22 protein-coding genes are annotated in these 25,562 nt (G+C 59.6%); 7 read left to right on the forward strand and 15 right to left on the reverse strand.

The genetic code is table 11. The annotated features are described in order from the left end of the window. Window positions 1–38: 38 nt before the first annotated feature. The 6 genes from IH404_RS27415 to IH404_RS27440 all read right to left on the reverse strand — a co-directional run bounded on the left by IH404_RS27415 (window position 39) and on the right by IH404_RS27440 (window position 7,310). A complete protein-coding gene (locus tag IH404_RS27415) occupies window positions 39–1,007 on the reverse strand; it encodes a CDP-6-deoxy-delta-3,4-glucoseen reductase (RefSeq protein ID WP_005792404.1) in 969 nt (322 codons plus the stop codon). After that, entirely contained in the window at window positions 1,007–2,473 is a 1,467-nt protein-coding gene (ubiD, locus tag IH404_RS27420) for a 4-hydroxy-3-polyprenylbenzoate decarboxylase (RefSeq protein WP_003195329.1), read from the reverse strand. The genes IH404_RS27415 and ubiD overlap by 1 nt, the downstream gene beginning before the upstream one ends. Window positions 2,474–2,532: 59 nt before the next feature. Continuing rightward, on the reverse strand, window positions 2,533–4,515 hold the full coding sequence (locus tag IH404_RS27425) for an acyltransferase family protein (RefSeq protein WP_005792405.1): 1,983 nt from the start codon (window positions 4,513–4,515) through the stop codon (window positions 2,533–2,535). 156 nt (window positions 4,516–4,671) lie between these two features. Further along, on the reverse strand, window positions 4,672–5,931 hold the full coding sequence (rho, locus tag IH404_RS27430; protein ID WP_003176825.1) for a transcription termination factor Rho: 1,260 nt from the start codon (window positions 5,929–5,931) through the stop codon (window positions 4,672–4,674). Between the two features lie 234 nt (window positions 5,932–6,165). After that, window positions 6,166–6,495 (reverse strand): thioredoxin TrxA, encoded by a 330-nt coding sequence (gene trxA / locus IH404_RS27435; protein WP_005792406.1) that lies wholly within the window; start codon window positions 6,493–6,495, stop codon window positions 6,166–6,168. A gap of 119 nt (window positions 6,496–6,614) precedes the next feature. Beyond that, entirely contained in the window at window positions 6,615–7,310 is a 696-nt protein-coding gene (locus IH404_RS27440; protein ID WP_194439542.1) for an FCD domain-containing protein, read from the reverse strand. A gap of 255 nt (window positions 7,311–7,565) precedes the next feature. Between IH404_RS27440 and IH404_RS27445 the strand changes: the two genes are divergently transcribed. The 4 genes from IH404_RS27445 to IH404_RS27460 are packed head-to-tail and all read left to right on the forward strand — an operon-like array spanning window position 7,566 to window position 10,405. Beyond that, the gene (locus IH404_RS27445) at window positions 7,566–8,351 is read left to right on the forward strand and encodes a transporter substrate-binding domain-containing protein (protein WP_194439544.1); all 786 of its coding nucleotides are present in this window, start codon (window positions 7,566–7,568) and stop codon (window positions 8,349–8,351) included. Between the two features lie 14 nt (window positions 8,352–8,365). Beyond that, window positions 8,366–9,034, forward strand: a complete 669-nt coding sequence (locus tag IH404_RS27450) for an amino acid ABC transporter permease (RefSeq protein ID WP_005792409.1) — start codon at window positions 8,366–8,368, stop codon at window positions 9,032–9,034. After that, entirely contained in the window at window positions 9,031–9,681 is a 651-nt protein-coding gene (locus tag IH404_RS27455) for an amino acid ABC transporter permease (protein WP_005792410.1), read from the forward strand. The genes IH404_RS27450 and IH404_RS27455 overlap by 4 nt, the downstream gene beginning before the upstream one ends. Next, window positions 9,668–10,405, forward strand: a complete 738-nt coding sequence (locus IH404_RS27460; RefSeq protein WP_005792411.1) for an amino acid ABC transporter ATP-binding protein — start codon at window positions 9,668–9,670, stop codon at window positions 10,403–10,405. The genes IH404_RS27455 and IH404_RS27460 overlap by 14 nt, the downstream gene beginning before the upstream one ends. Here IH404_RS27460 and IH404_RS27465 read toward each other — a convergent pair. From IH404_RS27465 to IH404_RS27480, 4 genes are all read right to left on the reverse strand, one after another. Continuing rightward, complete coding sequence (locus IH404_RS27465; protein ID WP_005792412.1) at window positions 10,377–10,910, reverse strand: hypothetical protein; 534 nt, start codon at window positions 10,908–10,910, stop codon at window positions 10,377–10,379. The genes IH404_RS27460 and IH404_RS27465 overlap by 29 nt on opposite strands. Continuing rightward, window positions 10,900–13,338 carry a fimbria/pilus outer membrane usher protein gene (locus IH404_RS27470; RefSeq protein ID WP_050989054.1) on the reverse strand — a complete coding sequence of 813 codons (2,439 nt, stop codon included), beginning with the start codon at window positions 13,336–13,338 and terminating at the stop codon, window positions 10,900–10,902. The genes IH404_RS27465 and IH404_RS27470 overlap by 11 nt, the downstream gene beginning before the upstream one ends. 70 nt (window positions 13,339–13,408) lie before the next feature. Next, window positions 13,409–14,125 (reverse strand): fimbria/pilus chaperone family protein, encoded by a 717-nt coding sequence (locus tag IH404_RS27475; protein WP_087945269.1) that lies wholly within the window; start codon window positions 14,123–14,125, stop codon window positions 13,409–13,411. A gap of 95 nt (window positions 14,126–14,220) precedes the next feature. Then, complete coding sequence (locus IH404_RS27480; RefSeq protein WP_194439546.1) at window positions 14,221–14,883, reverse strand: DUF1120 domain-containing protein; 663 nt, start codon at window positions 14,881–14,883, stop codon at window positions 14,221–14,223. Window positions 14,884–15,331: 448 nt separating this feature from the next. Between IH404_RS27480 and ppx the strand changes: the two genes are divergently transcribed. Beyond that, window positions 15,332–16,834 carry an exopolyphosphatase gene (gene ppx / locus IH404_RS27485; RefSeq protein ID WP_005792416.1) on the forward strand — a complete coding sequence of 501 codons (1,503 nt, stop codon included), beginning with the start codon at window positions 15,332–15,334 and terminating at the stop codon, window positions 16,832–16,834. A 135-nt stretch (window positions 16,835–16,969) separates the two neighbouring features. Here ppx and ppk1 read toward each other — a convergent pair whose 3' ends face one another. Beyond that, complete coding sequence (ppk1, locus tag IH404_RS27490) at window positions 16,970–19,192, reverse strand: polyphosphate kinase 1 (protein WP_005792418.1); 2,223 nt, start codon at window positions 19,190–19,192, stop codon at window positions 16,970–16,972. An 18-nt stretch (window positions 19,193–19,210) separates the two neighbouring features. Then, complete coding sequence (gene hemB / locus IH404_RS27495; protein WP_194439547.1) at window positions 19,211–20,224, reverse strand: porphobilinogen synthase; 1,014 nt, start codon at window positions 20,222–20,224, stop codon at window positions 19,211–19,213. A gap of 208 nt (window positions 20,225–20,432) precedes the next feature. On the opposite strand from hemB, the gene IH404_RS27500 reads away from it, so the two are divergent. Further along, a complete protein-coding gene (locus tag IH404_RS27500; RefSeq protein WP_194439549.1) occupies window positions 20,433–21,068 on the forward strand; it encodes a DedA family protein in 636 nt (211 codons plus the stop codon). Here IH404_RS27500 and IH404_RS27505 read toward each other — a convergent pair. Then, window positions 21,049–22,284, reverse strand: a complete 1,236-nt coding sequence (locus IH404_RS27505) for a sterol desaturase family protein (RefSeq protein WP_194439552.1) — start codon at window positions 22,282–22,284, stop codon at window positions 21,049–21,051. The genes IH404_RS27500 and IH404_RS27505 overlap by 20 nt on opposite strands. A 115-nt stretch (window positions 22,285–22,399) precedes the next feature. On the opposite strand from IH404_RS27505, the gene elbB reads away from it, so the two are divergent. After that, window positions 22,400–23,065, forward strand: a complete 666-nt coding sequence (gene elbB / locus IH404_RS27510) for an isoprenoid biosynthesis glyoxalase ElbB (protein ID WP_005792422.1) — start codon at window positions 22,400–22,402, stop codon at window positions 23,063–23,065. A gap of 44 nt (window positions 23,066–23,109) precedes the next feature. Here elbB and IH404_RS27515 read toward each other — a convergent pair whose 3' ends face one another. Further along, window positions 23,110–23,565 carry a YaiI/YqxD family protein gene (locus tag IH404_RS27515; protein ID WP_194439554.1) on the reverse strand — a complete coding sequence of 152 codons (456 nt, stop codon included), beginning with the start codon at window positions 23,563–23,565 and terminating at the stop codon, window positions 23,110–23,112. Between the two features lies 1 nt (window position 23,566). Beyond that, window positions 23,567–25,462, reverse strand: coding sequence for an FTR1 family protein (locus IH404_RS27520; RefSeq protein ID WP_194439556.1), 1,896 nt, complete (start codon window positions 25,460–25,462; stop codon window positions 23,567–23,569). Window positions 25,463–25,562 lie beyond the last annotated feature (100 nt).

The following is a 25,562-nucleotide window of genomic DNA, read 5'->3' on the forward strand; positions in this document are numbered from 1 at the left end:
GCTGGCTTGCCTGCTCCCACATTATTCAGCGCAACACTTCAGGGCCGTGGGGCGTAGGCAAACACGTCAGCGCGCATCCGGTGAGCATCCATACCGGCGTCGACCAATGCATCCAGGGTGCCATAAATCATCGCCGGTGAGCCGCTGGCGTAGACATGTACCGTGTTGAGATCGGCAATGTCCTCGCACACCACCTCGTGCAGCAAACCGCAGCGCCCTTCCCAGCCACAGAGGTCGCTGACCACTTTGTGCAGGAACAGATTGGGCAGTTGCAGCCACTGATCCCAGTGCTCGATCTGGTAGAAATCTTCCGGGCGCCGTACGCCCCAGTACAGGTGCACCGGGTGCTTGAAGCCCGAAGCGCGACAGTGCTCGATCAGACTGTGCATCTGCGCCATACCGGTACCGGCGGCCATCAGCACTAGTGGCCCGTCCGGCAACTCGGCCAGGTGGGTGTCACCGAACGGCAGTTCCACACGGGCCATCTGGTTGCGCTGCAATTGTTCGATAAGGTTGCGCGCACTGTCCTCGCGCACCAGCACATGCAGCTCCAACTCACGCCCGGCATGGGGTGCAGAAGCCAGGGAAAACGCCGACTTCTCGCCGTTCTCCCGTTCGAGCATCAAGTATTGCCCGGCGTGGTAACGCACCGCTTTACCGGCCGGGGCGCGCAGGCGCACACGCCACACATCGCCGCCGACTTCGACGCACTCGATCAATTGGCATGACAATTTGCGCAACGGCAACTCTCCTGGCGCGAGTACGCCATCCCACAACACAATGCAGTCTTCCAGCGGCTCGGCGATACAGGTATAGAACTCGCCATGGTCGCGCACTTCACCGGCCTGGCTTACCCGGCCCTCCACCAGCAACGCCGCACACACATGGCACACGCCATTGCGGCAGGCCTGGGGGCATTCGTACCCCAGGCGGCGTGCACCTTCGAGGATTCGTTCGCCAGGGACCAGCTCCAGTACAGCGCCGGAAGGTTGCAGGGTTACACGCATCAATCTATTCCCAATTCTTTCCAGATCGCATCGACACGCGCGGTGACGGCTTCATCCTTGACGATCACCCGGCCCCACTCGCGAGTGGTTTCACCCGGCCATTTGTGGGTGGCATCCAAGCCCATTTTCGAACCCAGGCCCGATACCGGCGAGGCAAAGTCGAGGTAGTCGATCGGCGTGTTATCGATCATCACCGTATCGCGCTTGGGGTCCATGCGCGTGGTAATGGCCCAGATCACGTCGTTCCAGTCCCGCGCATTGATGTCGTCGTCGGTCACGATAACGAACTTGGTGTACATGAACTGTCGCAAAAACGACCACACACCCAACATGACGCGCTTGGCATGGCCCGGATACGACTTCTTCATGGTCACGATGGCCATGCGGTACGAACAGCCCTCGGGCGGCAGGTAGAAGTCGGTGATTTCCGGAAATTGCTTCTGCAGGATCGGTACGAACACTTCGTTGAGCGCCACACCGAGAATGGCCGGCTCATCGGGTGGACGACCCGTGTAGGTACTGTGGTAGATCGGTTTGACCCGATGGGTGATGCGCTCGACGGTGAACACCGGGAAGCTGTCGACTTCGTTGTAATAGCCGGTGTGGTCGCCGTAAGGGCCTTCATCGGCCATCTCACCCGGGTGAATCACGCCCTCAAGGATAATTTCGGCGGTAGCCGGCACCTGCAAGTCGTTACCGCGGCACTTGACCAATTCGGTGCGATTACCGCGCAACAGGCCGGCGAAGGCGTATTCGGACAAGCTATCGGGCACAGGTGTCACGGCGCCGAGAATGGTCGCCGGGTCGGCCCCCAGGGCCACGGACACCGGGAACGGCTTGCCCGGGTGTTTTTCACACCACTCTCTGAAGTCGAGTGCCCCGCCACGGTGGCTCAGCCAGCGCATGATCACCTTGTTGCGGCCAATGACTTGCTGACGGTAGATGCCGAGGTTCTGGCGATCCTTGTTCGGGCCTTTGGTGACCGTCAGGCCCCACGTGATCAGCGGGCCGACATCGCCCGGCCAGCAGGTCTGCACCGGCAGCATGGCCAGGTCGACATCATCGCCTTCGATGACCACTTCCTGGCACACCGCGTCCTTGACCACCTTGGGGGCCATGGCAATGATCTTGCGGAAGATCGGCAGCTTCGACCAGGCGTCCTTCAAGCCCTTGGGCGGCTCGGGCTCCTTGAGAAACGCCAGCAACTTGCCGATCTCACGCAGCTCGCTGACCGACTCGGCACCCATGCCGAAGGCTACGCGCTCGGGCGTACCGAACAGGTTGCCCAGCACCGGAATATCAAAGCCGGTCGGGTTTTCGAACAGCAGCGCCGGGCCCTTGTTGCGCAAGGTGCGGTCGCAAATCTCAGTCATTTCCAGTACCGGAGAAATCGGCATCTGGATACGTTTCAACTCTCCGCGCTGCTCAAGTTGCTGCACGAAATCCCGAAGATCCTTGAATTTCATTAAACATGCCACCCGTAAAATAGGCGTACATCCTACCTGCTCTGAGGGCGGCTGGCAGCTTAATTGGCCGTCACGCCGCGTGATTGCAACGAACTGAACAATGGCTCAAGGAAGGCTTCAATGTGTCGCGCCCCCACGTCTGACAGATGGTTATCGTCGGTATACAGCGCGCGACCATTGAGTTCGACCCGGCACAAACCATCGACGCCGCACAGCAGGGGCGCAGGGTCCAGCACCGCGACACCACTGTCGGCAGCCGCCAGTTCGTCAAACAATTGCGTGATGAACGCCTGGCGCTTCACATGCTCGGCCACGGCCAGCCCTTCACCACTCACGGGCCGGTTCATCATCGCCAATCGGCTGAGACGGTAAGGCACGATGATTTCCTGCAGCGGCACTTCCTTGACCAGCCAGACCTTATGGCCGGCAGCACGCAAACCCTGGATGCGTTCGCGCAAGCCTTGGGCGAAGCGTTGCTCGGCGACGGCACGCACGTACTGGCCAGTGCCGGGGTCCTTGAGCGCATGTTCCTTGTCACCCGACATTTGCCCGTACACATACAGGCTCCAGCGGGCGGCCAACACCACATCGCTGAATGCCTGCTCGGCCATGGCCTTTTCGACGCGATGGTTGAAATGTGCGCACCGGGCAATATTCTCCAAGCCATCGAGCGGTATACAGCCTGCAAAACTGGCCTCAACCAGGCTGATATCGTGGCGATCAGCACCCTCTTTGAGCGCGGGTATCAGCGCCGTAGCGTGACTATCACCCCATACCAGCGCTGAAACCGATTGGCCTTTCGGGCCGAAATGGCAGAACAGGCGCTCATCGGGCGTATCTTTGTCGGCCATGCACGCCAGCAGGTCCGGGCTCCACTTCTTGGCTTGGGCAAAGCGCAACGCCTGCTCGGACAAGCGCGAAGGCACGCCGTCAGCTTCGCGTATCGCAAGGCCAGTGAAACCCAGGCCCAAGATGCCGACGACCGCTGCCGCCAGGATCGCCTTGCGCGGAGCCAGCAAGCGCTTTTCCCGGAACGGCGTTTCCACAAAACGCCAGGACAGATAGCCCAGCACCAACGAAAGCAGCATCAGCCCGGCAAGCTCCAGGGGGCTCAAGCCATCCACCGCGGCATAGTTGGCATACACGAACACCGGCCAGTGCCAGAGGTACCAGGAATAGGAAATCAGCCCAATCCCTACCATCAGCCGGGTGCTCAACAGGCGCCCGACCCAGGTGTGTTGCTGCCCGTTGGCCCAGATCAGACCGACCACACCCAACACGGGCAACAGCGCGGTGGCCCCCGGAAAGGGCGTTTTCGCGTCGTAACCCAATACGGCAATCAGGATCAGCGCCATTGAGGCCAGACTGACACCTTGCGCCAAGGCCGGTGAGGCCCGCCATTCACGCATGGGCAGCACCGCCAGCATGGCACCGGCCAGCAACTCCCAGGCTCGCAGATGCAAGAGGAAGAAGGCTTTCTGCGGTTCATGCTGAACCGCCCAGACGCTCATGCCAAAAGACCCGAGCAACACCGCAAACAGCGCCAGGCGCCAGTGCTTCAAGCGGCTCGAGAGTAATGTCAGCAGCAGCGGGAAGAAAATGTAGAACTGCTCTTCTACCGCCAGCGACCAGGTATGCAACAAGGGTTTGATGTCTGAAGAGACATCGAAATAGCCATGCTGACGCGAGAACAGCAGGTTGGAGGTAAACGTCACCTGATAGTGCGCCGAACGCCCCAACTCCTCATAGTCCTTGGGCGCCAACAGAAACCAACCCACTGCCAGTGTCGCGGCGATCATCACAAACAGCGCAGGCAAGATGCGCCGGGCACGGCGAGCCCAGAAGTCGATGAAACTGAAGCGTCCAGCTTGACGCTCACGCCAGATGATTGACGTAATCAGGAAGCCCGAGATGACGAAGAAGACGTCAACGCCAACAAAACCGCCAGTAATGCCAGGGACACCAAAGTGGAACAACACGACTGCAAGGACAGCGATGGCACGCAGGCCATCTATGTCTCTGCGGTAAGCAAGGGTGGTCATAAGAATGTGGTCAGTCTGCGACGAAAGGGATGAGCGAAGTCACGCGTCAATTTTTGTTACTTAACGGATACTTATGCCACAAAAATCGCAGAATCTCGACGCAAAAAAAATGGCGCCCCATTAAGGGCGCCATTTTTTTGGACCTGAAACGCTGTATTACTTGCGTTTCATCGACAGGAAAAACTCGTCGTTGGTCTTGGTGGTTTTCAGCTTGTCGATCAGGAACTCGATGGCAGCCACTTCGTCCATCGGGTGCAGCAGCTTGCGCAGGATCCACATACGCTGCAGCTCGTCGTCAGCGGTCAGCAACTCTTCGCGGCGAGTGCCGGAGCGGTTGATGTTGATCGCCGGGAACACACGCTTTTCAGCAATGCGACGGTCCAGGGGCAGCTCCATGTTGCCGGTACCCTTGAACTCTTCGTAGATCACTTCGTCCATCTTCGAGCCGGTTTCAACCAGCGCGGTGGCGATAATGGTCAGCGAGCCGCCTTCTTCGATGTTGCGCGCGGCGCCGAAGAAACGTTTCGGTTTCTCCAGGGCGTGGGCATCGACACCACCGGTCAATACCTTGCCGGAGCTCGGGATCACAGTGTTGTAGGCACGGGCCAGACGGGTGATGGAGTCGAGCAGGATCACCACGTCCTTCTTGTGTTCGACCAGGCGCTTGGCCTTTTCGATCACCATTTCGGCAACCTGCACGTGGCGGGTTGGCGGCTCATCGAACGTCGAGGCAACCACTTCGCCGCGCACGGTGCGCTGCATCTCGGTCACTTCTTCCGGACGCTCATCGATCAACAGTACGATCAGGTGAACTTCAGGATTGTTACGCGCGATGTTCGCTGCAATGTTCTGCAGCATGATCGTTTTACCGGCTTTCGGCGGCGCGACGATCAGGCCACGCTGGCCTTTTCCGATCGGGGCGCACAGGTCGATCACACGACCGGTCAAGTCTTCGGTTGAACCGTTACCGGCTTCCATCTTCATGCGCACGGTCGGGAACAGCGGGGTCAGGTTCTCGAAGAGAATCTTGTTTTTCGCGTTCTCGGGGCGATCGAAGTTGATCGTGTCGACCTTGAGCAGGGCGAAATACCGCTCGCCCTCCTTCGGAGGACGGATCTTGCCAACGATGGTGTCACCGGTGCGCAAGTTGAAGCGACGGATCTGGCTCGGCGAGACATAGATATCGTCTGGGCCGGCGAGATAGGAAGCGTCTGCGGAGCGGAGGAAGCCGAAGCCGTCCTGGAGAATCTCCAGCACGCCATCACCGGAGATTTCCTCGCCGCTTTTCGCGTGCTTCTTGAGCAGGGAGAAAATCACGTCCTGCTTGCGCGAACGGGCCATATTTTCTATGCCCATTTCTTCGGCCAGTTGGAGCAGGTCGGTAATCGGCTTTTGCTTGAGTTCAGTCAGATTCATATAGGAATGACGTAATCATTTATGGAGGGGGGAAATTAAGCTTTTGGCTTAATGAGGCCGCGCCGCAGAGAAGGCGACAGGATCGCGTACTAATCGAAAAGGAATGCGTCGGCGACGGCTTGCAGGGGGCAGTGGAGAAACCAGTGCGGGGCCGAATGTACCACCTGAATTTCGGAGCGTCTAGCCCTGTATTACGAAAAAGCCCCGAGATTTTCGGGGCTTTTTTGACGACGCTTAGATGTTCGCGTCGAGGAATGCAGCCAGTTGCGACTTGGACAGCGCGCCAACCTTGGTGGCCTCGACGTTGCCGTTCTTGAACAGCATCAGGGTCGGAATACCACGCACGCCGTGCTTGGCCGGGGTTTCCTGGTTTTCGTCGATGTTCAGTTTGGCAATGGTCAGTTTGCCTTTGTAGGTCTCGGCGATTTCGTCCAGAACCGGAGCGATCATCTTGCATGGGCCGCACCACTCAGCCCAGTAGTCGACCAGTACAGCACCGTCGGCCTTGAGTACGTCAGCTTCGAAGCTAGCGTCGCTAACGTGTTTGATAAGATCGCTGCTCATGGAAGTCTCCAGGTTGTAAGCAAAAAAAACGTTGCCCATCATAGCCGCCCTTCCTTCGTTCAGGAAGCCGCCTCTGATTGAGTCTTGCTATGGCGTTGCATGAGTGGGGATATAGCCACTCATGGCGTCACGGCAGTCACAAACACGATGCCTGTTCGCAACGCCGCATTGCGAACGTGCTCCTGCATGGTTTTCTGCGCTGCCGCACTGCTGCGCCGGGCCAAGGCGCGCAGGATTTTGCGATGTTCCTGCCAGGTCTCCATGGCTCGGTCCGGCCGGATGAACGGTAGTTTCTGGCTCTCCAGAAACACCTCGGCGCTGGCACTGAGAATACTCACCATGGCCTGGTTGCCGCTGGCCAGCAGGATGCGCTGGTGAAATTCGAAGTCCAGCCGGGCGGCGGCTTCGAAGTCACCCACTTTGAGGACCTTGCGCATCGCCTCGACATTGTCTTCCAGGCTGTCGAGTTCGTCCGTGGTCAATGTGACTGCCGCCAAACCCGCAGCGAACCCTTCAAGCGCGTAACGCAGCTGGAAGATGTCCAGCGGTGTGGCCTGCGCCGCAAACGGCCAGGCGAGCTCGGATGGCGGGTCCGGCGCCAGCACGAACACGCCCTTGCCCGCCTGCACACTGACCACACCCAATGCGCTCAAGGAAGATAAGGCCTCGCGCAACGACGCCCGGCTCACACCCAAGCGTATCGCCAAATCGCGCTGAGATGGCAATGCATCGCCCGGCCCAAAGCCTTGTTCCTTGATCAGTTTGCGGATGGCTTGCAAGGCCGCTTCCGGTACGGCTTGGGCGATGGAATTCATAAAAAACTCAAGGTTCCCGTCAGCTGAAGCGCTAGTTGTAAAGCTATTGAAGTCTGGCGGCAAGCCACGCCCCAAAGGGGCTCGTGCGTTTTTTACGGTGCTCGAAAAGAGTGCGAAAAATCCCGCAACTGTTCAGACCAGTAAGACCATGGCACTTCAACGAATCCGTGCCTTACAGACCATTACGAGAGGGCTGGCATGGGCTGTGCACTGAGCAAACTCAGAAAATTCCTTCGCCTTTTTCGGAGAGTTGCCATGACCAAGCGCTACAGCGCCCTGCTAACTGCCCTGTTTGCCAGCCTGATGCTGAGCCAGGCACCCGCCCAGGCTGATGGTCTGGACGATATCGTCGCCCGTGGCACCCTCAAGGTCGCCGTGCCCCAGGACTTCCCGCCGTTTGGTTCGGTCGGCCCCAACATGCAGCCACGTGGCCTGGACATCGACACCGCCAAGCTGCTGGCCGACCAGCTCAAGGTCAAGCTGGAACTGACCCCGGTCAACAGCACCAACCGCATTCCGTTCCTTACCACCGGCAAGGTGGACCTGGTGATCTCCAGCCTGGGCAAAAACCCCGAGCGCGAAAAGGTCATTGATTTCTCCAAGGCTTACGCGCCGTTCTACCTCGCGGTGTTCGGCCCACCCGAGGCGGCAATCAGCACCACCGACGACCTCAAGGGCAAGACTATCAGCGTGACCCGCGGCGCCATCGAGGATATCGAGCTGACCGCCGTGGCGCCCAAGGAAGCCACGATCAAGCGCTTTGAGGACAACAACTCAACCATCGCCGCTTACCTTGCCGGCCAGGTCGACCTGATCGCCAGCGGCAACGTGGTCATGGTCGCAATCAGCGAACGCAACCCCAAACGCGTCCCCGCGCTGAAGGTCAAGCTCAAGGATTCGCCGGTGTACGTAGGCGTAAACAAGAACGAGCCGGCGCTGCTGGAGAAGGTCAACCAGATCCTGGTTGCGGCCAAGGCAGACGGCAGCCTGGAAAAAAACGCACTGCAGTGGCTCAAAGAACCGCTGCCTGCTGACCTCTGAAGCGGAGTTGAACGATGGCCTATCAATTCGACTTTGTGCCGGTGCTGGCCAATACCGACCTGCTGCTGCGCGGTGCGTTGTTTACCCTTGAACTGACGGCCATCGGCGCCCTCCTTGGGGTTGCACTGGGCACCGTCGGTGCCGTGGTGCGGGCCTGGAAGATTCAGCCGTTTGCATGGATCTTTGGTGTGTATGTCGAATTGATCCGCAACACGCCGTTTCTGGTGCAGTTGTTCTTTATTTTCTTCGGCCTGCCGTCCCTGGGGTTGAAAATCACTGAGTGGCAAGCCGCTGTGCTGGCAATGGTGATCAACCTGGGGGCGTACTCCACCGAGATCATCCGCGCCGGGATCCAGGCCATCCCGCGCGGTCAGTTGGAAGCCGCCGCCGCGCTGGCGATGACGCGCTTCGAAGCGTTCCGTCACGTGGTACTGCTACCGGCGCTGGGCAAGGTGTGGCCGGCCCTGAGCAGCCAGATCATCATCGTGATGCTCGGTTCGGCGGTGTGTTCGCAGATCGCCACCGAAGAATTGAGCTTTGCCGCCAACTTTATCCAGTCGCGTAATTTCCGTGCCTTTGAAACCTATGCCCTGACCACCCTGGTGTACCTGTGCATGGCGCTGATGATTCGCCAACTGCTCAACTGGATCGGCCGGCGGTTTGTGATGAGGAACAGTCGATGAGTGAGTTCACCTTCTGGGACATCGTGCGCAACTTGCTTACTGGCCTGCAGTGGACCCTGCTGCTGTCACTGGTAGCATTTGTGGGCGGTGGCCTGATCGGCCTGCTGGTGATGACGATGCGCATCAGCCGCAAAGCTTTCCCACGCAATATTGCCCGCACCTATATCGAACTGTTCCAGGGCACGCCCTTGCTGATGCAGTTGTTCCTGGTGTTTTTCGGCGTTGCCCTGCTTGGCGTGGACATATCGCCCTGGCTGGCCGCTGCAATCGCATTGACCCTGTTCACCAGCGCTTACCTGGCCGAAATCTGGCGCGGTTGCGTAGACTCCATCGCCCATGGCCAATGGGAAGCCTCGGCCAGTCTGGCCCTGAACCCTTTTGAGCAACTGCGTTTTGTGATCCTGCCCCAAGCGCTGCGCATTGCCGTCGCGCCAACGGTGGGTTTCTCGGTGCAGGTGGTCAAAGGCACCGCCGTGACCTCGATCATCGGTTTCACCGAACTGACCAAGACCGGCGGCATGCTCGCCAACGCCACCTTCGAGCCGTTTATGGTCTACGGCTTGGTGGCCCTCGGTTATTTCCTGCTCTGCTACCCCTTATCCCTCAGTGCGCGCTACCTGGAAAGGAGACTGCATGCCTCTGCTTAGAATTTCCGCCCTGCATAAGTATTACGGCGATCATCACGTCCTCAAGGGCATCGACCTGACGGTGGAAGAAGGCCAGGTTGTGGCGATCATCGGCCGTAGCGGCTCGGGCAAGTCCACCTTGTTGCGTACCCTCAATGGCCTGGAGTCGATCAATGACGGTGTGATCGAAGTCGATGGCGAATACCTTGATGCCGCCCGCGCCGACCTGCGCAGCCTGAGGCAGAAAGTCGGCATGGTGTTCCAGCAGTTCAACCTGTTCCCGCACCTGAGCGTCGGCGAAAACGTGATGCTGGCACCGCAAGTGGTGCAAAAAGTGCCCAAGGCCAAAGCGGCACAGTTGGCCAGGCAAATGCTCGAACGCGTTGGGCTGGGCGAGAAGTTCGACGCCTTCCCCGATCGGCTGTCCGGTGGTCAGCAGCAACGAGTCGCCATTGCCCGCGCGCTGGCCATGTCACCCAAGGTGCTGTTGTGCGATGAGATCACCTCGGCCCTGGACCCGGAGTTGGTCAATGAGGTGCTCAGCGTGGTGCGTCAACTGGCCAAGGACGGCATGACGCTGATCATGGTCACCCACGAAATGCGCTTTGCCCGGGAAGTTGGCGACAAGCTGGTGTTCATGCACCAGGGCAAGGTGCATGAAGTCGGCGACCCGAAGGTGCTGTTCGCCAGTCCGCAAACCCCCGAGCTCGCCAACTTCATCGGCTCGGTTGAACAGCCGGGCTGACCAGCTCGAAGCTGCCCTGTCCGTCCAGTACCGTCTGATTGCGTACCTGCAGGGCGGCTGGGGAAAGGTCGGTGTCGATGTCGACCTGGGCAGTCAATTGCTTTCCAGCCGTTTGCGCCACCAGGACCTGGCCCGGTAACAACTGCCCGCTGGCACTCTCACCGGGCACGTGTGACAGCGCCCACCCAACGGCACGCCCGTCCACTTGGGCATGCTTGAGCGTCAGGCGAAAACGCCCCTCACGCCCAAAACGAAAGCCCTGGCCATCCGCTGCTCCGGTAAATCGTAATGCCATTGCCGAAGGCTCTGCGCAAAGTACGCTCAGGTGCACCGTGCGCGTACCCAGCACGACTGAGGGGCTTTCGTCCAATGCCTCCTGGCGAATAACGCCATAGTCGATACGCGGCTGGCTTATAGACAGTCGGCAGTTTTCAGCGCGCACGCCCTCAGCCAGCAATACCCCACAGAGCAGTACGAACCCCATGCTTTTCAGCTTAGCGATCATGGCACACCGCCGATGTTGTCTCATAGAACTTGTCATTGTCGGGTTGAGTCTCGGCGGTAAGGCTTAGCAGGCAGGAGGAAGAGTCCGGCAATGAAACACGCAGGGTTTGCGAGTCGTTGAGGTCGTTCAGGAAAATCATGCCCTCACCCACCACACTGGTCAGGAAACGATTGTCCTTGCCGAACACCGAGGCGCCCTGAGGCAACGGCCGCCCTTGCTGATCGTGGACGGTGAGCAGCACACGGCGCACTTTGACCACATCGAATGCCACGGTATTGAAAGACCCCCGGCCGGCGGCGAGCACATGGGTACCGTTTTTCAGGTCAACACGCTTTGGCAGCGACTGGGTCTGCACTTCGATGCGACTGTTGGTGTACGCGGGCAAGCCAGGTATAACGGCCTGCCCGCTGAAATCGGTCCACACCGGGCCTTGCGGGGTGTCGATTCTTGCAGCGCCGATATCCCCTACCGAGGCAATACCAAACGTGTCCTGCACGGCATACGGCGAAAAGGTTACTCCGCCTCCGTGCGCCACCACGCCGCCTTGCAACTGCCCCGTGTAGTTGGTGCTCAGCGGATCGCGACTAATCCCCAGGCCGATCCGGGTATAACGAGGCATCAGATCCACCTGGCCACGTACCGATTGCTCGCGGGCACTGAGGTCGCGTTCGATACCCACCTCGTAATTCACATACTCATTGACCCGCTCACTCAACGCCGTACCGGCACGAGACTGATCCCCGCGACGACGGATATAGCTGTTCACGCGACGATCACCGCCCAGGGGCACGCTGACCTGCAGGCGCACGGACAACTCATTGTCCCGGGCCGTTTCGCGCCGGCTGCCGACACCGTTGGCGTCGCGGCGCGAATGAGTACCGCCCACCTGCGAGTCGGCGACCAACGCGACATCGACACGATTGAACGATTTATTCCATGACGCAAACACGTGCTCAGCCGTTTGCCCGTCGACTTGAGAACTGCGTGTATAGCCCAGGGAAAATGCGCCCAGCGTGGTGTCGACCCAGCTAACGCCCGCCGTGTACTGATTCTTGAAGCGCGAGTCCAGCACGTCGGCCTTGGTCGGCCGGCCCGCTTCAAGTACCTCGCGATACCCTCGGGTCTGCGTGGTTGCGCTGAGGTTAAGATCTATATCGGCGTACACAGGACTGCTGACGGACACGCTGCTGCGTGACCCGGATACGGCATTACGACTATCCCGAGACACGTTATGGCGTGCACCTACAGAAACCCGCTGGAAAAACACGCTGCTCAGGGTACCGCCTGCCGACCAGTATTCATCGGTGTTCAACAAGCCAAAGCCGGCCGAGGAGTCACGGCCCAGGCCCCACGTGCCGCTGGCCATGGCGACTACCGGCGACGGGGCTTGCTCATGCTCGTTCTCACGCACCTTGCCAAGGGAGAAATAATAGCCTGGTACCGCTGGCGCAGCCCCTGCGAAGGAGGCCGCCGGCACCACGAAACTGCGCCTGGCGCCCCGCACATCGATGACGCTGACCTCCAGGTCGCTGGTGCCGTTGAGCAACGACAAGCCCGTCAGCCGGAAGGGTCCTTCGGGCACCAGCGTGCTGTGGATCAACACGCCTGACTGGCGCACTTCAATCCGCGACTGGCTCTGGGCCAACCCCTCTACCACCGCATTGTTGCTGCCCGCCGGTGCACGCGATTGGCCATCGGGGGAAAACTGCACTCCAGACAGCTGGATGCCGCTGAACAGCGGGTTATTGCTGGAGAGCTGACCCACTTGAAAAGTCGATTGCAACGCGGCGATATCCCGCTGGGCATAGGCATACAGGTGCTCGGTACGGGCCGTCCCATTGTCAGAGACATAGAATTGGCGACTGCGAACAATCCAATCACCCAGGTTGAAACCCGCCTCGGTATTGGCCGAAACGAACCGGCTGGGCCCACTGCTCGAATGGCTGTCAAAACCCTGCACGTCATAGTTGAACAGCGCCGCCGCGCCACCCCGGGCGAACTCCCCGGCCTCCCATTGCGGCTCACGCAGGGCCGCGGTCGGCACCACCAGCGCTACCTCATCGCTGCCGGGCCGCAGCCGCACCATCGTCGTCGGGAAAACCCCGAGGAAGTCGTGGCAGGCCTGATCCTTGGTGGCTGCTTCGCCAACGATGCCAGCGGGTTTCACCAACCCGGCTTTTTCCAGCAGCCCAGGGGTAAAACACAATTGTCCTTGCGAGTCGAACCTCGCATCCACAAGCCCGAGCGGGTTTCCGTTGACCCGCAACCCCACCACATGAACACCTTCGCGAAAACGCGCGGCTGTGCGGAAGTAATCAGAGACTTTCGGGTCAATGCCGTGCGTGGTCAATGCCGCAAGGTCGAAGCCTTCGCCCAACTCCAACGCAGGAACAGCGCCAGGCAAGCTCCACAATGTCGCAACGCCCATGAGCAGCGAGGGTCGACGGGACCAAAACGAGGTCATTAATGGTTTACGCGACAGGTTTGTCATGGGTCGATCAACCCCTATCGGTATTGATCGAGGCCCGATAGCTGCCCGCCGAAAAGCCGTAGACCGTGGCTGGCTGCATCTCAACTGCAGTCATACCCTCCAATAGCCCTTCAACCGTCAATGCCAACGTTTCACCTGGCAAAACGTATGCACGCGGCAAAGTAGCTGGGGTTCCTTGCGGAAGTATCTGCACCTGCGGCGCCAGGCGCACTACGTATGCACTGTCGTTGTGAACCATGAGACGCTCTCCCACACGCCTCCACTCCAGCAGTTCCCATGGAGAATGATGCTCAGGCAGGCCGCGTGGGTGCAGGATCAGCGGCAAACTCTGCCGAAGGGTGATACCAATGGTCGCAGCGCCAGCCGCACGCGCCTGGGGGATACCCTCGAAAGTCACGCGTTTCAACCGCTGGATCTTCAATGGTTCCTTCAAGGTGCTGATGAAACGGACCAACTGGGTTTCACCCGCCTCTACTCGCGTAATGGGAGGTGTCACAATCAATAGCGGCTCCACATCCTCGGGCATGTTGTGCACGACGGAATGAAGCAGCGCGGGCGCCGCATCAGTATTTTTGATATTCATCGTGGCCTCCCCTTGTTCTTCGTAGAGCAAGACCACTGTTGTTTCCGGCAACATTCCATCCGCCGCCGCAATGGGGATAAAACACAACCCCACACTTGCACAAAATACAAAAGCACAATTTTTTACTGAAAGGCCATTCACTCAGTTTCCCCCAAACTTGAAACTGACTACTTGTTGTAGCCAGAAAAAACAGCCGATAAGAAACGGACACTTTCTAACCAGCTGTATTTTATTTCTTAGAGTTCGATGTAGCTCAATTCAAGGGTTGCGCGCCCATCAAGGGTAATCTCACGGCCCAAGTCCAATTCCGTGCTTTTGTTAATAACCGGCCTCACCGCGATAGTGCCGGTCAGTTGAGTAATGGAGGCCGGAGTGTTGGCCGTACTGCTGCGCCACGAATGCTGACTAGGCGATTGGGCGACTTTACCGTCACCGCTCTGCCAGGCACCTGACCCGACACGCATGATGGGATACAGGGTTGTGGTCGGCGACCGAAGGTTTTTGAGAGTGATCGCAAATCCACCGGTCTTACGACCGGATACAGCGCCCAAGCCATAGTTGTGTGCCTCGGTGTAGCCTCCTCCAAGCACATTGAGAATGCCCGGCACCTTACTGCCGGACTGCAGGTCAACAAACTTCAGCCCGAAACGAGCGGCCGTGGTTCCGCAACTGACGGTCAGGGGCGTGGTCTTTTCCGCCAGCGGAGTGAACGCTGTAGGAGACAGCTGCCCAGAGGGAATGTCGCCATAGTTGATAATACCGCCACCGGTCATACTGAGGCTGCACGCGGCGGGCTTGATGGTACCCCTGACGATCAATTCGGCACTGGTGGATGCATGGGCGTTGAGAGCTGCAGCGAGATAAGCAATACCAAGAGTCAAACCAACAATTTTTTTCATATTCAACCTGTCACTGAAATTTATCAGGCATGTTTATTTCGGCCTTGAAGATACAAGGTCATAAATAAATAACACCACGGCAAAATTGCCGAGTGACAGTCTGTCGCTTTGGCACTTCACTGAAGAATAAGACGACACTCCAATTATCGTGGGATCGATAAAAACAAACTGTGGGCCAAGCCTCTCCCAGCAGTAGTCTTAAACAAAAAAACAAATAGAATATCGAAGCTTAGTTTGTAGGCGAAATCATAATCGGCGATAAAACAGCTCTAAGTTAAAAACTCCTACAGCCCTCACGTATACACCAACAGAAGCCCGGAACGGCAACCTACCTTTGCGTCAGGGATTGCTTACAGACAACCTCAGAGAGCTTCCCGAAGCACTACGCGTTGGCGTCAGCGGTCGATCGTGGCACGATGGCAAGGTTATCGACCGAGATCCCCAAACCATGCCGCAATCCCAAGCCAAGAATCTGTCCTTGATCGCCGCCATCGACCTGGGCTCCAACAGCTTTCACATGGTCGTGGCCAAGGCCCAGAACGGTGAGATCCGCATCCTTGAGCGGCTCGGCGAAAAAGTGCAACTGGCCGCCGGGATCGACGACGAGCGCAAGCTCAATGAAGAATCCATGCAGCGCGGGCTCGACTGCCTCAAGCGATTTGCGCAATTGATCAATGGCATGCCGCCTGGCGCCGTGCGCATCGTCGGCACCAACGCGTTGCGCGAAGCCCGAAACCGCAATGAGTTTATCCATCGTGCCGAGGAAATCCTCGGGCACCCGGTGGAAGTTATCTCTGGCCGTGAAGAGGCGCGCCTGATCTACCTCGGCGTTTCCCACACACTGGCCGACACGCCCGGCAAACGCCTGGTGGCGGACATTGGTGGCGGCAGTACCGAGTTCATCATCGGCCAGCGTTTCGAGCCACTGCTGCGTGAAAGCCTGCAGATGGGATGCGTGAGCTTCACTCAACGTTACTTCAAGGACGGCAAGATCACGCCGGCGCGCTATGCCCAGGCTTACACGGCGGCGCGGCTGGAGATCATGAGCATTGAACATGCCCTGCACCGCCTGACGTGGGATGAAGCCATCGGCTCGTCCGGCACCATCCGCGCCATCGGTCTGGCCTTGAAGGCTGGCGGCCATGGCACTGGCGAGGTGAATGCCGAAGGTCTGGCGTGGCTCAAGCGCAAGCTGTTCAAGCTGGGGGATGCGGAGAAAATCGACTTCGACGGCATCAAACCTGATCGCCGCGCCATTTTCCCTGCGGGCCTGGCGATTCTCGAAGCCATCTTCGACGCCCTAGAACTGCAACGCATGGACCACTGTGACGGCGCCCTGCGCGAAGGCGTGCTCTATGACCTACTGGGCCGTCATCACCACGAAGACGTGCGCGAGCGCACCCTCAGCTCGCTGATGGAGCGCTACCACGTCGACCTGGAACAAGCCGCCCGTGTGGAGCGTAAAGCCTTGCACGCTTTCGACCAGGTGGCCGCCGATTGGGACCTGGAAGACGGCGTCTGGCGCGAGCTGCTGGGCTGGGCTGCCAAGGTGCATGAAGTGGGCCTGGACATCGCCCACTACCATTACCACAAGCACGGCGCCTACCTGATCGAGCACTCGGACCTGGCTGGGTTCTCCCGCGAAGACCAACAGATGCTCGCGCTGCTGGTGCGCGGCCATCGCCGCAATATTCCCAAGGACAAATTTGCCGAATTCGGCAAAGACGGCATCAAGCTGATTCGCCTGTGCGCGCTGTTGCGCTTTGCAATCCTGTTCCACCACATTCGTGGCACCCAGGAAATGCCCCAGGTAAAACTGCGCGCTGCTGATGACAGCCTGGAAGTGATCTTCCCCAAGGGCTGGCTGGATGAAAACCAGCTGACCCAGGCGGACTTCGCCCAGGAAGCGGAATGGCTGACGCGGGTGGGGTTCAGCCTGAACCTGCGCTAAAGCGCACTGCAAAACAAATGTGGGAAGGGGCTTGCTCCCGATGGCGGTGGCCCTGCCGACTAATGTGTCGACTGATTCACCGCTATCGGGAGCAAGCCCCCTCCCACATTTTTTAGACCTTGCTGGTGCTGGGTTTTAGTTCACCGCAAGAATCGGGCTACCCAACTTTTCCAGCAACGTCGCCTGCGCGCTGCGCGGGTTCTGGTTGCCGGTCGGGGTGTTGCGTACATAACGCCCGTCCGATTGCAGGCTCCAGCTGTGGGTGTTGTCGGTGAGGTAGCTTTCCAGCTCCTTCTTGACCCGCATGATCAGCTTCTTGCCTTCTACCGGGAAGCAGGTCTCCACACGCTTATCGAGGTTGCGTTCCATCCAGTCGGCGCTGGAGAGGAACATCTGCTCTTCACCACCGTTGAGGAAGTAGAACACACGGGTGTGCTCCAGGAAGCGGCCGATGATCGAGCGCACGTGGATGTTATGCGACACGCCGACAATACCCGGGCGCAGGCAGCACATGCCACGCACCACCAGATCGATGCGCACGCCCGACTGGCTGGCCTTGTACAGCGCGCGGATGATCTTCGGATCGGTCAGCGAGTTGAACTTGGCGATGATGTGCGCCGGCTTGCCATCGAGGGCAAACTGGGTCTCGCGGGCAATCATGTCGAGCATGCCCTTCTTGAGGGTGAACGGCGCGTGCAGCAGCTTTTTCATGCGCAAGGTCTTGCCCATGCCGATGAGCTGGCTGAACAACTTGCCGACGTCTTCGCACAGTGCGTCGTCGGATGTCAGCAGGCTGTAGTCGGTGTAGAGCTTGGCGTTGCCGGCGTGGTAGTTGCCGGTGCCCAAGTGAGCGTAGCGCACGATCTCCCCGGCCTCGCGGCGCAGGATCAACATCATCTTGGCGTGGGTCTTGAAGCCGACCACGCCGTAGATCACCACCGCACCGGCGGCTTGCAGACGGCTGGCCAGTTGCAAGTTGGACTCTTCGTCAAAGCGCGCACGCAACTCGATCACCGCGGTGACTTCCTTGCCGTTACGCGCAGCATCCACCAACGCATCGACGATTTCCGAGTTGGCGCCACTGCGGTAGAGGGTCTGGCGCACGGCCAGAACATGCGGGTCCTTGGCGGCCTGGCGCAGCAGGTCGACCACTGGGGTGAACGACTCGAAGGGGTGCAGCAATAGAATGTCCTGCTTGCTCACAACGCTGAAGATGTTCTCGCTGTTTTGCAGCAGTTTCGGGATCTGTGGCGTGAACGGCTTGTATTGCAGCTCCGGATGGCTGTCCAGGCCGGTAATGCTGAACAGGCGCGTCAGGTTCACCGGGCCGTTGACCTGGTACAACTCGGATTCGGCGAGGTTGAACTGCTTGAGCAGGTAGTCCGACAGGTGTTTAGGGCAGGTATCCGCCACTTCCAGACGCACCGCATCGCCATAACGCCGCGAGAACAGCTCGCCACGCAGGGCGCGAGCCAAGTCTTCGACGTCTTCGGAATCCAGTGCCAGGTCGGCGTTACGGGTCAGGCGGAACTGGTAGCAGCCCTTGACCTTCATGCCCTGGAACAGGTCATCGGCGTGAGCATGGATCATCGACGACAGGAATACATAATTGTCGCCAGCGCCCCCTACCTCTTCCGGTACCTTGATGATGCGTGGCAACAGACGCGGGGCCGGGATAATCGCCAGACCCGAATCGCGACCGAAGGCATCGATACCTTCAAGCTCGACGATGAAGTTGAGGCTCTTGTTCACCAGCAGTGGGAACGGGTGCGTAGGGTCCAGGCCGATGGGGGTAATGATCGGCGAAATCTCGTCCCGGAAGTAACGGCGCACCCAGGTCTTGATCTTGGCGGTCCAGTGACGACGACGAATGAAGCGGACCTGATGCTTTTCCAGTTCCGGCAGCAGGATGTCGTTGAGGATTGCGTACTGGCGGTCCACATGACCATGTACCAGCTCACTGATGCGCGCCAACGCCTGGTGCGGTTGCAGGCCGTCGGCCCCGGCTTGTTCACGGGCGAAGGTGATCTGCTTCTTGAGGCCGGCAACGCGAATCTCGAAGAACTCATCCAGGTTGCTGGAGAAGATCAGCAGGAATTTCAGCCGCTCCAGCAACGGGTAGGACTCATCCAGCGCCTGTTCCAGCACGCGGATGTTGAATTGCAGTTGTGACAACTCGCGATGGATGTACAGGCTGCTGTCATCCAGGTTGGTGACCACGGCCACCGGTGCCGGCGCAGGTGCTTCGGCAACCACCGCTGGCGGGGCAGGCTCCAGCTCCGGCGGGGTCTGGGAAACTTGTTCAACCACCGGGTGAGCGTCTTTTACGGCAACTTCGGAGAGTCCTTCGGTATTCATCGAGTGTTCCTGTGAGGGCTATTGTTGCTCTCTAAGCAATTGGGCAGCGCGGGCGGCGAAGTAGGTCAGAATGCCATCAGCGCCGGCACGTTTAAAGGCAGTCAGGGATTCGAGGATCACCCCTTCACTCAACCAACCATTCTGGATCGCCGCCATGTGCATGGCGTATTCACCGCTGACCTGATAGACAAAGGTCGGCACTTTGAATTCCTCTTTGACCCGATAAAGGATGTCCAGGTACGGCATCCCGGGCTTGACCATCACCATATCGGCGCCTTCGGCCAGGTCGGCCGCCACTTCGTGCAGCGCTTCCTGGCTATTGGCCGGGTCCATCTGGTACGAAGCCTTGTTGGCCTTGCCCAGGTTCAGCGCCGACCCCACCGCATCGCGAAAGGGGCCGTAATAGGCGCTGGCGTATTTGGCCGAGTAGGCCATGATTCGTACATTGACGTGACCGGCCAGCTCAAGGGCTTCGCGAATCGCCTGGATACGCCCGTCCATCATGTCCGACGGCGCAACCACCTGGGCGCCCGCCGCTGCGTGCGACAAAGCCTGCTTGACCAGTGCATCGACGGTGATGTCGTTCTGAACATAACCCTCTTCGTCAAGAATGCCATCCTGGCCGTGCGTGGTGAACGGGTCCAACGCCACGTCAGTGATCACCCCGAGCTCCGGGAAGCGCTCGCGCAGGGCACGGGTGGCGCGCTGGGCGATCCCTCGTGGGTTCCAGGCTTCGGCGGCGTCCAGAGACTTGAGCTGCGGGGGGGTCACCGGAAACAGCGCCAGTGCCGGGATCCCCAGTTCGACCCAACCGGCCGCCTCGATCAGCAACTGATCAATGGTCAAACGCTCCACACCCGGCATCGAGGCGACTGCTTCCCGACGATTTTCACCGTCGAGCACAAAGACCGGCAGGATGAGATCGTTCGTCGTCAGTACATTTTCACGTACCAGGCGGCGAGAAAAATCATCACGACGATTGCGACGCAGACGAGTGGCGGGGAACAGGCGATTGGCAGGGGTAAAGCTCACGACAGACTCCTGAGCCCGCGTTTACGGGCGAGCGTTGCAGTTATAAGCGGCCATTATGACGAAGGAATGACAGTTGTGCTTATCGATGCGACCTGTAGTCGCATTCGTCATTTATGTAGGAATTGTTCACTTCGTGACACATCTCGATACTTTCATGAATCTTCGTGAAGGCGTAGGCTGCGCGTTCATTTCGCCAGCACCCTAGACCATGCTTCAACAATTTCTGCATGACTTCGGCTACTTTGCCCTCTTTCTCGGCACGTTTTTCGAAGGCGAGACCATCCTCGTACTCGCAGGCTTCCTGGCGTTTCGTGGCTACATGGATATCAACCTGGTGGTGGTCGTTGCCTTTTTTGGCAGCTACGCCGGCGACCAGCTTTGGTACTACATGGGGCGCAAGCACGGCCGCAAGCTGCTGGCACGCAAGCCGCGCTGGCAGTTGATGGGCGACAAGGCACTGGAGCATATCCGCAAGCACCCGGATATCTGGGTACTGAGCTTTCGCTTTGTCTACGGGTTGCGCACGGTGATGCCTGTGGCGATAGGCCTGTCCGGTTACCCGCCGATGCGCTACCTGATCCTCAACGGTATTGGTGCGGCGATCTGGGCCGCTGCACTGGGGGCTGCGGCCTATCATTTCGGTGCGGTGCTGGAAGGTATGCTCGGCAGCGTCAAGAAGTACGAGCTATGGGTACTGGGCGCCTTGCTGTTGCTGGGCTTTGGCCTGTGGCTGCGACGTCGCTTCAAGAATGCCCGCATCGCCCGCCAAGCGTGTGCCGAGGCCAAGGCGCGCCAGGCTGTCGAGCAAGCCTCGGTCGAAACGCCTAAGACGCCAACCGAGTAAAACGGCCTCTGCAACAGTAGAGACCAATCACGCTGAGCAGGCTGTAGCTCGCCAGGCCCAGCCAGGCGAGAGGGCTGGCAGGCCACAGGCCGACCAGCGGCGCCAGCCATACCAACGGCAGGTTCAGCGCCAGGCGCGCCAGCTCGGCCTTCAACGCCCATGGGCGATTCTCCAGCGCCACCCCCAACGTAAACAGGCCCAGCGCCATAGCGCCCCAGCCGAGCACCAACGCCGCCGTAGGCAGGCCCTCACCGAAATTCATCAGATAACTGCCAAAGCCCACATAAGCAGCAAATTGCAAGGCGATGTAGACCTGCTGCCGCGCATCCAAAGGCACTTCGAATTTGCGAAACTGGCTCAGGTCAGGCTTGGCTATCGGGTATTTGGCTTTGACGTCCGCCGGGCGCCAGCCGGTGCGCATGAACCAGATGCGCAACTTGTCCCACCAGCTTTCGGTGCGCCGGGCGTCACTCCATAATTGCGCATAAAACTGCAGGTTGGCCCACAGCGGGTTCCAACTGGCCAGAGGTGTGGTTACCCCAAAGATCACCGGCTCGTTGTCGTCTTCCTCTTGAAAAGTACCGAACAGCCGGTCCCAAATAATGAACACCCCGCCGTAGTTACGATCCATGTAGAGAGCATTCTGTGCGTGGTGGGCCCGATGATTGGACGGCGTCACGAAGCACCACTCAAACCAGCCCAGCTTGGGAACGTGGCGGGTATGGACCCAGAATTGATACAACAGGTTGAGCGAAGCCACGCTGATAAACACCACCAGCGGCACGCCGACCACAGCCAGAGGCAGGTAGAAGATCCAGCTCAGCAGAAAACCGGTGCTGGTCTGGCGCAAGGCGGTGGTGAGGTTGTAGTCCTCGCTCTGGTGATGCACCGAATGCGCGGCCCAGAGAATATTGCGCTCATGGCCCATGCGATGCAGCCAGTAATAGCAGAAGTCATAGAACACAAAGGCGAACACCCAGGTCCAGGCACTCTGGGCCGACAACTCGATGAGCGCCAGGTGTTTGAGGGCGAACGCGTAGGTCAGCAGGCCCACGCCCTTGGTCAGCAAACCGGTCGTGGTGGACAGCACACCGGTGCTGAGGCTGTTGATGGCATCCGCTACTCGGTAGTTGCGTGCACCGCGCCAACGGTCGGCCAGCAGCTCCACAACGATCAGGGCGATAAAAAACGGTACTGCGTAAGGCACAAAGTCCATGGGCTAGTCCGGTCTATTTTTGTTACATCAAGATTAGGTGCAGCGACGTGAGATCCCATTGGCAACAGGTTACAAATTAGTAGACATTTAACGCCATGAATCAGGAGAAATGCCCATGAGCAAAAAGATTGCAGTGATCCTTTCCGGCTGTGGCGTATACGACGGCGCAGAGATCCACGAGAGCGTGATCACCCTGCTGCGCCTGGACCAGCGCGGCGCTCAAGTGGAATGCTTTGCACCCGATATTGCGCAATTGCACGTGATCAACCACCTCACCGGCGAAGAAATGCCCGAGTCGCGCAATGTGCTGGTGGAGTCTGCGCGTATCGCCCGGGGCGCAGTGAAGGATATTGGCCAAGCCAACGCCGCCGACTTCGACGCCCTGATTGTGCCCGGCGGGTTTGGCGCCGCGAAGAACCTGTCGAACTTCGCCGTGGAGGGTGCCGGCTGCAGCGTCAACCCGCAGGTGCTGGAGCTGGCTGAAGCGTTCGCCGAAGCAGGCAAGCCGGTGGGGTTGATCTGCATCTCTCCAGCCCTGGCCGCGAAGATCTACGGCCCTGGCGTGACCTGCACCATCGGTAACGATGCCGACACAGCGGCTGCCCTGGACAAGATGGGCGCCACGCACCACGAATGCACGGTGGAAGATATCGTCGAGGACAAGGCGCGCAAACTGGTCAGTACGCCGGCGTATATGCTCGGCAAGAACATCAGCGAAGTGGCGTCAGGGATCAACAAGTTGGTGGATCGGGTGCTGGAGTTGACCCACGAGAACGACTGACGGGTAGGCGCCTGTGGCGAGGGAGCAAGCTCCCTCGCCACAGGTCAGGCTGGGCGCATAAGACGGGTAAGGATTCGGTCCAGGGCATTGGCAAACGCCTGCTTATCCTTCTCGCCATGGGGCGGTGGTCCGCCGCCCATCTGACCTTGCTCACGCAGGTCGGTGAACAGGTTGCGCACCGCCAGGCGCTCACTCATGTTCGCCGGGCTGAACTCCTTGCCTCGCGGATCGAGGGCGGTGACGCCCTTCTTCACCAGCCGATCGGCCAAGGGCACGTCACTGCAAATCACCAGTTCGCCGGGTACGGCGTGCTCAACCAGGTAATCATCGGCCGCGTCGGGGCCACTGGGCACCACGATCAGCTTCACACAGGAAAAGCTCGGTTTGCTCTGGCTCTGCCCGGCCACAAGCACCACCTCGAACTGGCGCTTGAGGGCAAACTTCACTACCTGGTCCTTGGCCGCCCGAGGGCAGGCGTCGGCGTCGATCCATACCCGCATGCTACGCCGCCGCCCGGTGCTTTTCGGTCAGCCGGCTACGGCCATACAGCACCACAATCGCCAGGATCGCCACAGCCTGCGCACCCAACGAATACGCATCGGCATGAATGCCCAGCCAGTCGAAGTCAAAGAACGCCACCGGCCGCGTGCCGAAGATGCCCGCCTCCTGCAAGGCCTTGACACCGTGCCCGGCGAACACCACCGACAGCGCGCACAGCAACGCAGCGTTGATGCCGAAGAACAGCGCCAACGGCAACTTCGCCGAGCCACGCAGGATCACCCAGGCCAGGCCCACCAGCAGCACCAGCGCAGTGGCACCACCGGCCAGCACCGCGTTGTGCCCGGCAGGGCCGGCCTGCAGCCACAGGGTTTCGTAGAACAGGATCACTTCGAACAGCTCGCGATAAACCGAGAAGAACGCCAGCACGGCAAAACCGAAACGGCCGCCGCCGCCCACCAGGCTGCTCTTGATGTAATCCTGCCAGGCCGCCGCGTGACGCCGGTCGTGCATCCACACGCCGAGCCATAGCACCATCACGCTGGCGAACAGCGCCGTGCAGCCTTCGAGCAGTTCTCGCTGGGCCCCGCTGACGTCAATCACATACGCCGCCAAGGCCCACGTAGCCAAGCCTGCCAACAGCGCCAGGCCCCAGCCGACGTTGACGCTGCGCACCGCCGACTGCTGGCCGGTGTTACGCAGGAAGGCGAGGATCGCCGCCAGCACCAGAATCGCTTCCAGGCCTTCGCGCAACAGGATCAGCAGGCCAGAGATATAGCTCAATGACCAGCTCAGGCCATCGCCGCCCAGCAAGCCGGCGGATTCAGTGAGTTTGCCTTTGGCAACGTCCAGACGCTGCTGCACCTGCTCGACAGGCAAACCATCCTGCAACGATTGGCGATAGGCCATCAGGGCCTTCTCGGTGTCTTTGCGCACATTGGCGTCGACGTTATCCAGGGAGCTTTCCACCAGCTCGAAGCCTTCCAGGTAGGCAGCGACGGACAAATCATAGGCCTGCTCGTGGTCGCCGTTGCGGAAGGCCGCGAGGCTCTTGTCCAGCGTGGCGGCCGTGTAGTCGAGCAACTGCGCGGGACCACGCTGAACCTGTGGCGGCTGTGCACGCTGGGCGCGGAACGTCGCCGCAGCGCCAGGGCCGTCAGCGGCGAGCACTTCATTGGGGGTCTGGCGCGCCAGGTCGGCGAGGTTGAACACCTGCTCACTTTTGGCGGCAGCCGGATCGGCGGTGAAACCGGCGATATAGGTCGCCAGGTCCCAGCGCTGGCGATCATCCAGTTGATCAGCGAACGACGGCATATCAGTGCCTTCGACACCCAGGCCGAGGGTGTTGTAGATCGCATACAGGCTCAAGCGATCCAGGCGCGTGGCGTCACGCAGGTTAGCGGGGGGCGGCGTCATGCCCATGCCAGCCGGACCATCACCGGCGCCGACAGTGCCGTGGCACACCGAACAATGCTGGGCATAAAGCGGCGCGCCGCGTGTCGGGTCCGGCGTGATGGCCGGGGCTTGGCTGACTTCATACGCCACGGCCAGCTTGGCGCCCAACTGACGAGCCTGGCGGGCCACGCTCGCGCCGTCCTGATGAGCGGTGACCGCCGCCAGCAATTCATTAACGCCGCTTATCAACTCAGCGCGCTCGGGTTTGTCGGGCAGATCAGCCACCAAACCCTGCAGCACTCCGAGGAACTCCACCTGCTCGCGGTATTCCGAGTCGTCCACCACCTTGCCTGCCTCTACCGTAGGTGGGTAGTCGGCGCCGATGTAATCCAGCAAATGCAGGGCCTGTGGCGCGCCTTCGGCGGTCGCGGCCAAGAGATTGAAGCTGCACGACATCAGCGCCGGCAACAGCAGCCACGCAAGAAAGCGGAAAGGGGCAGTCATGAATGAATCTCAAGTGGAAATACGAAGTAACACTATTGTTGAGCTTTAATGAATTCGACTCAAGGTGTTATTTCATATCACCCCTAAATCCAATGTGGGA

The organism is Pseudomonas sp. OST1909 (assembly GCF_015277575.1).
Lineage (GTDB): Bacteria > Pseudomonadota > Gammaproteobacteria > Pseudomonadales > Pseudomonadaceae > Aquipseudomonas > Aquipseudomonas synxantha_A.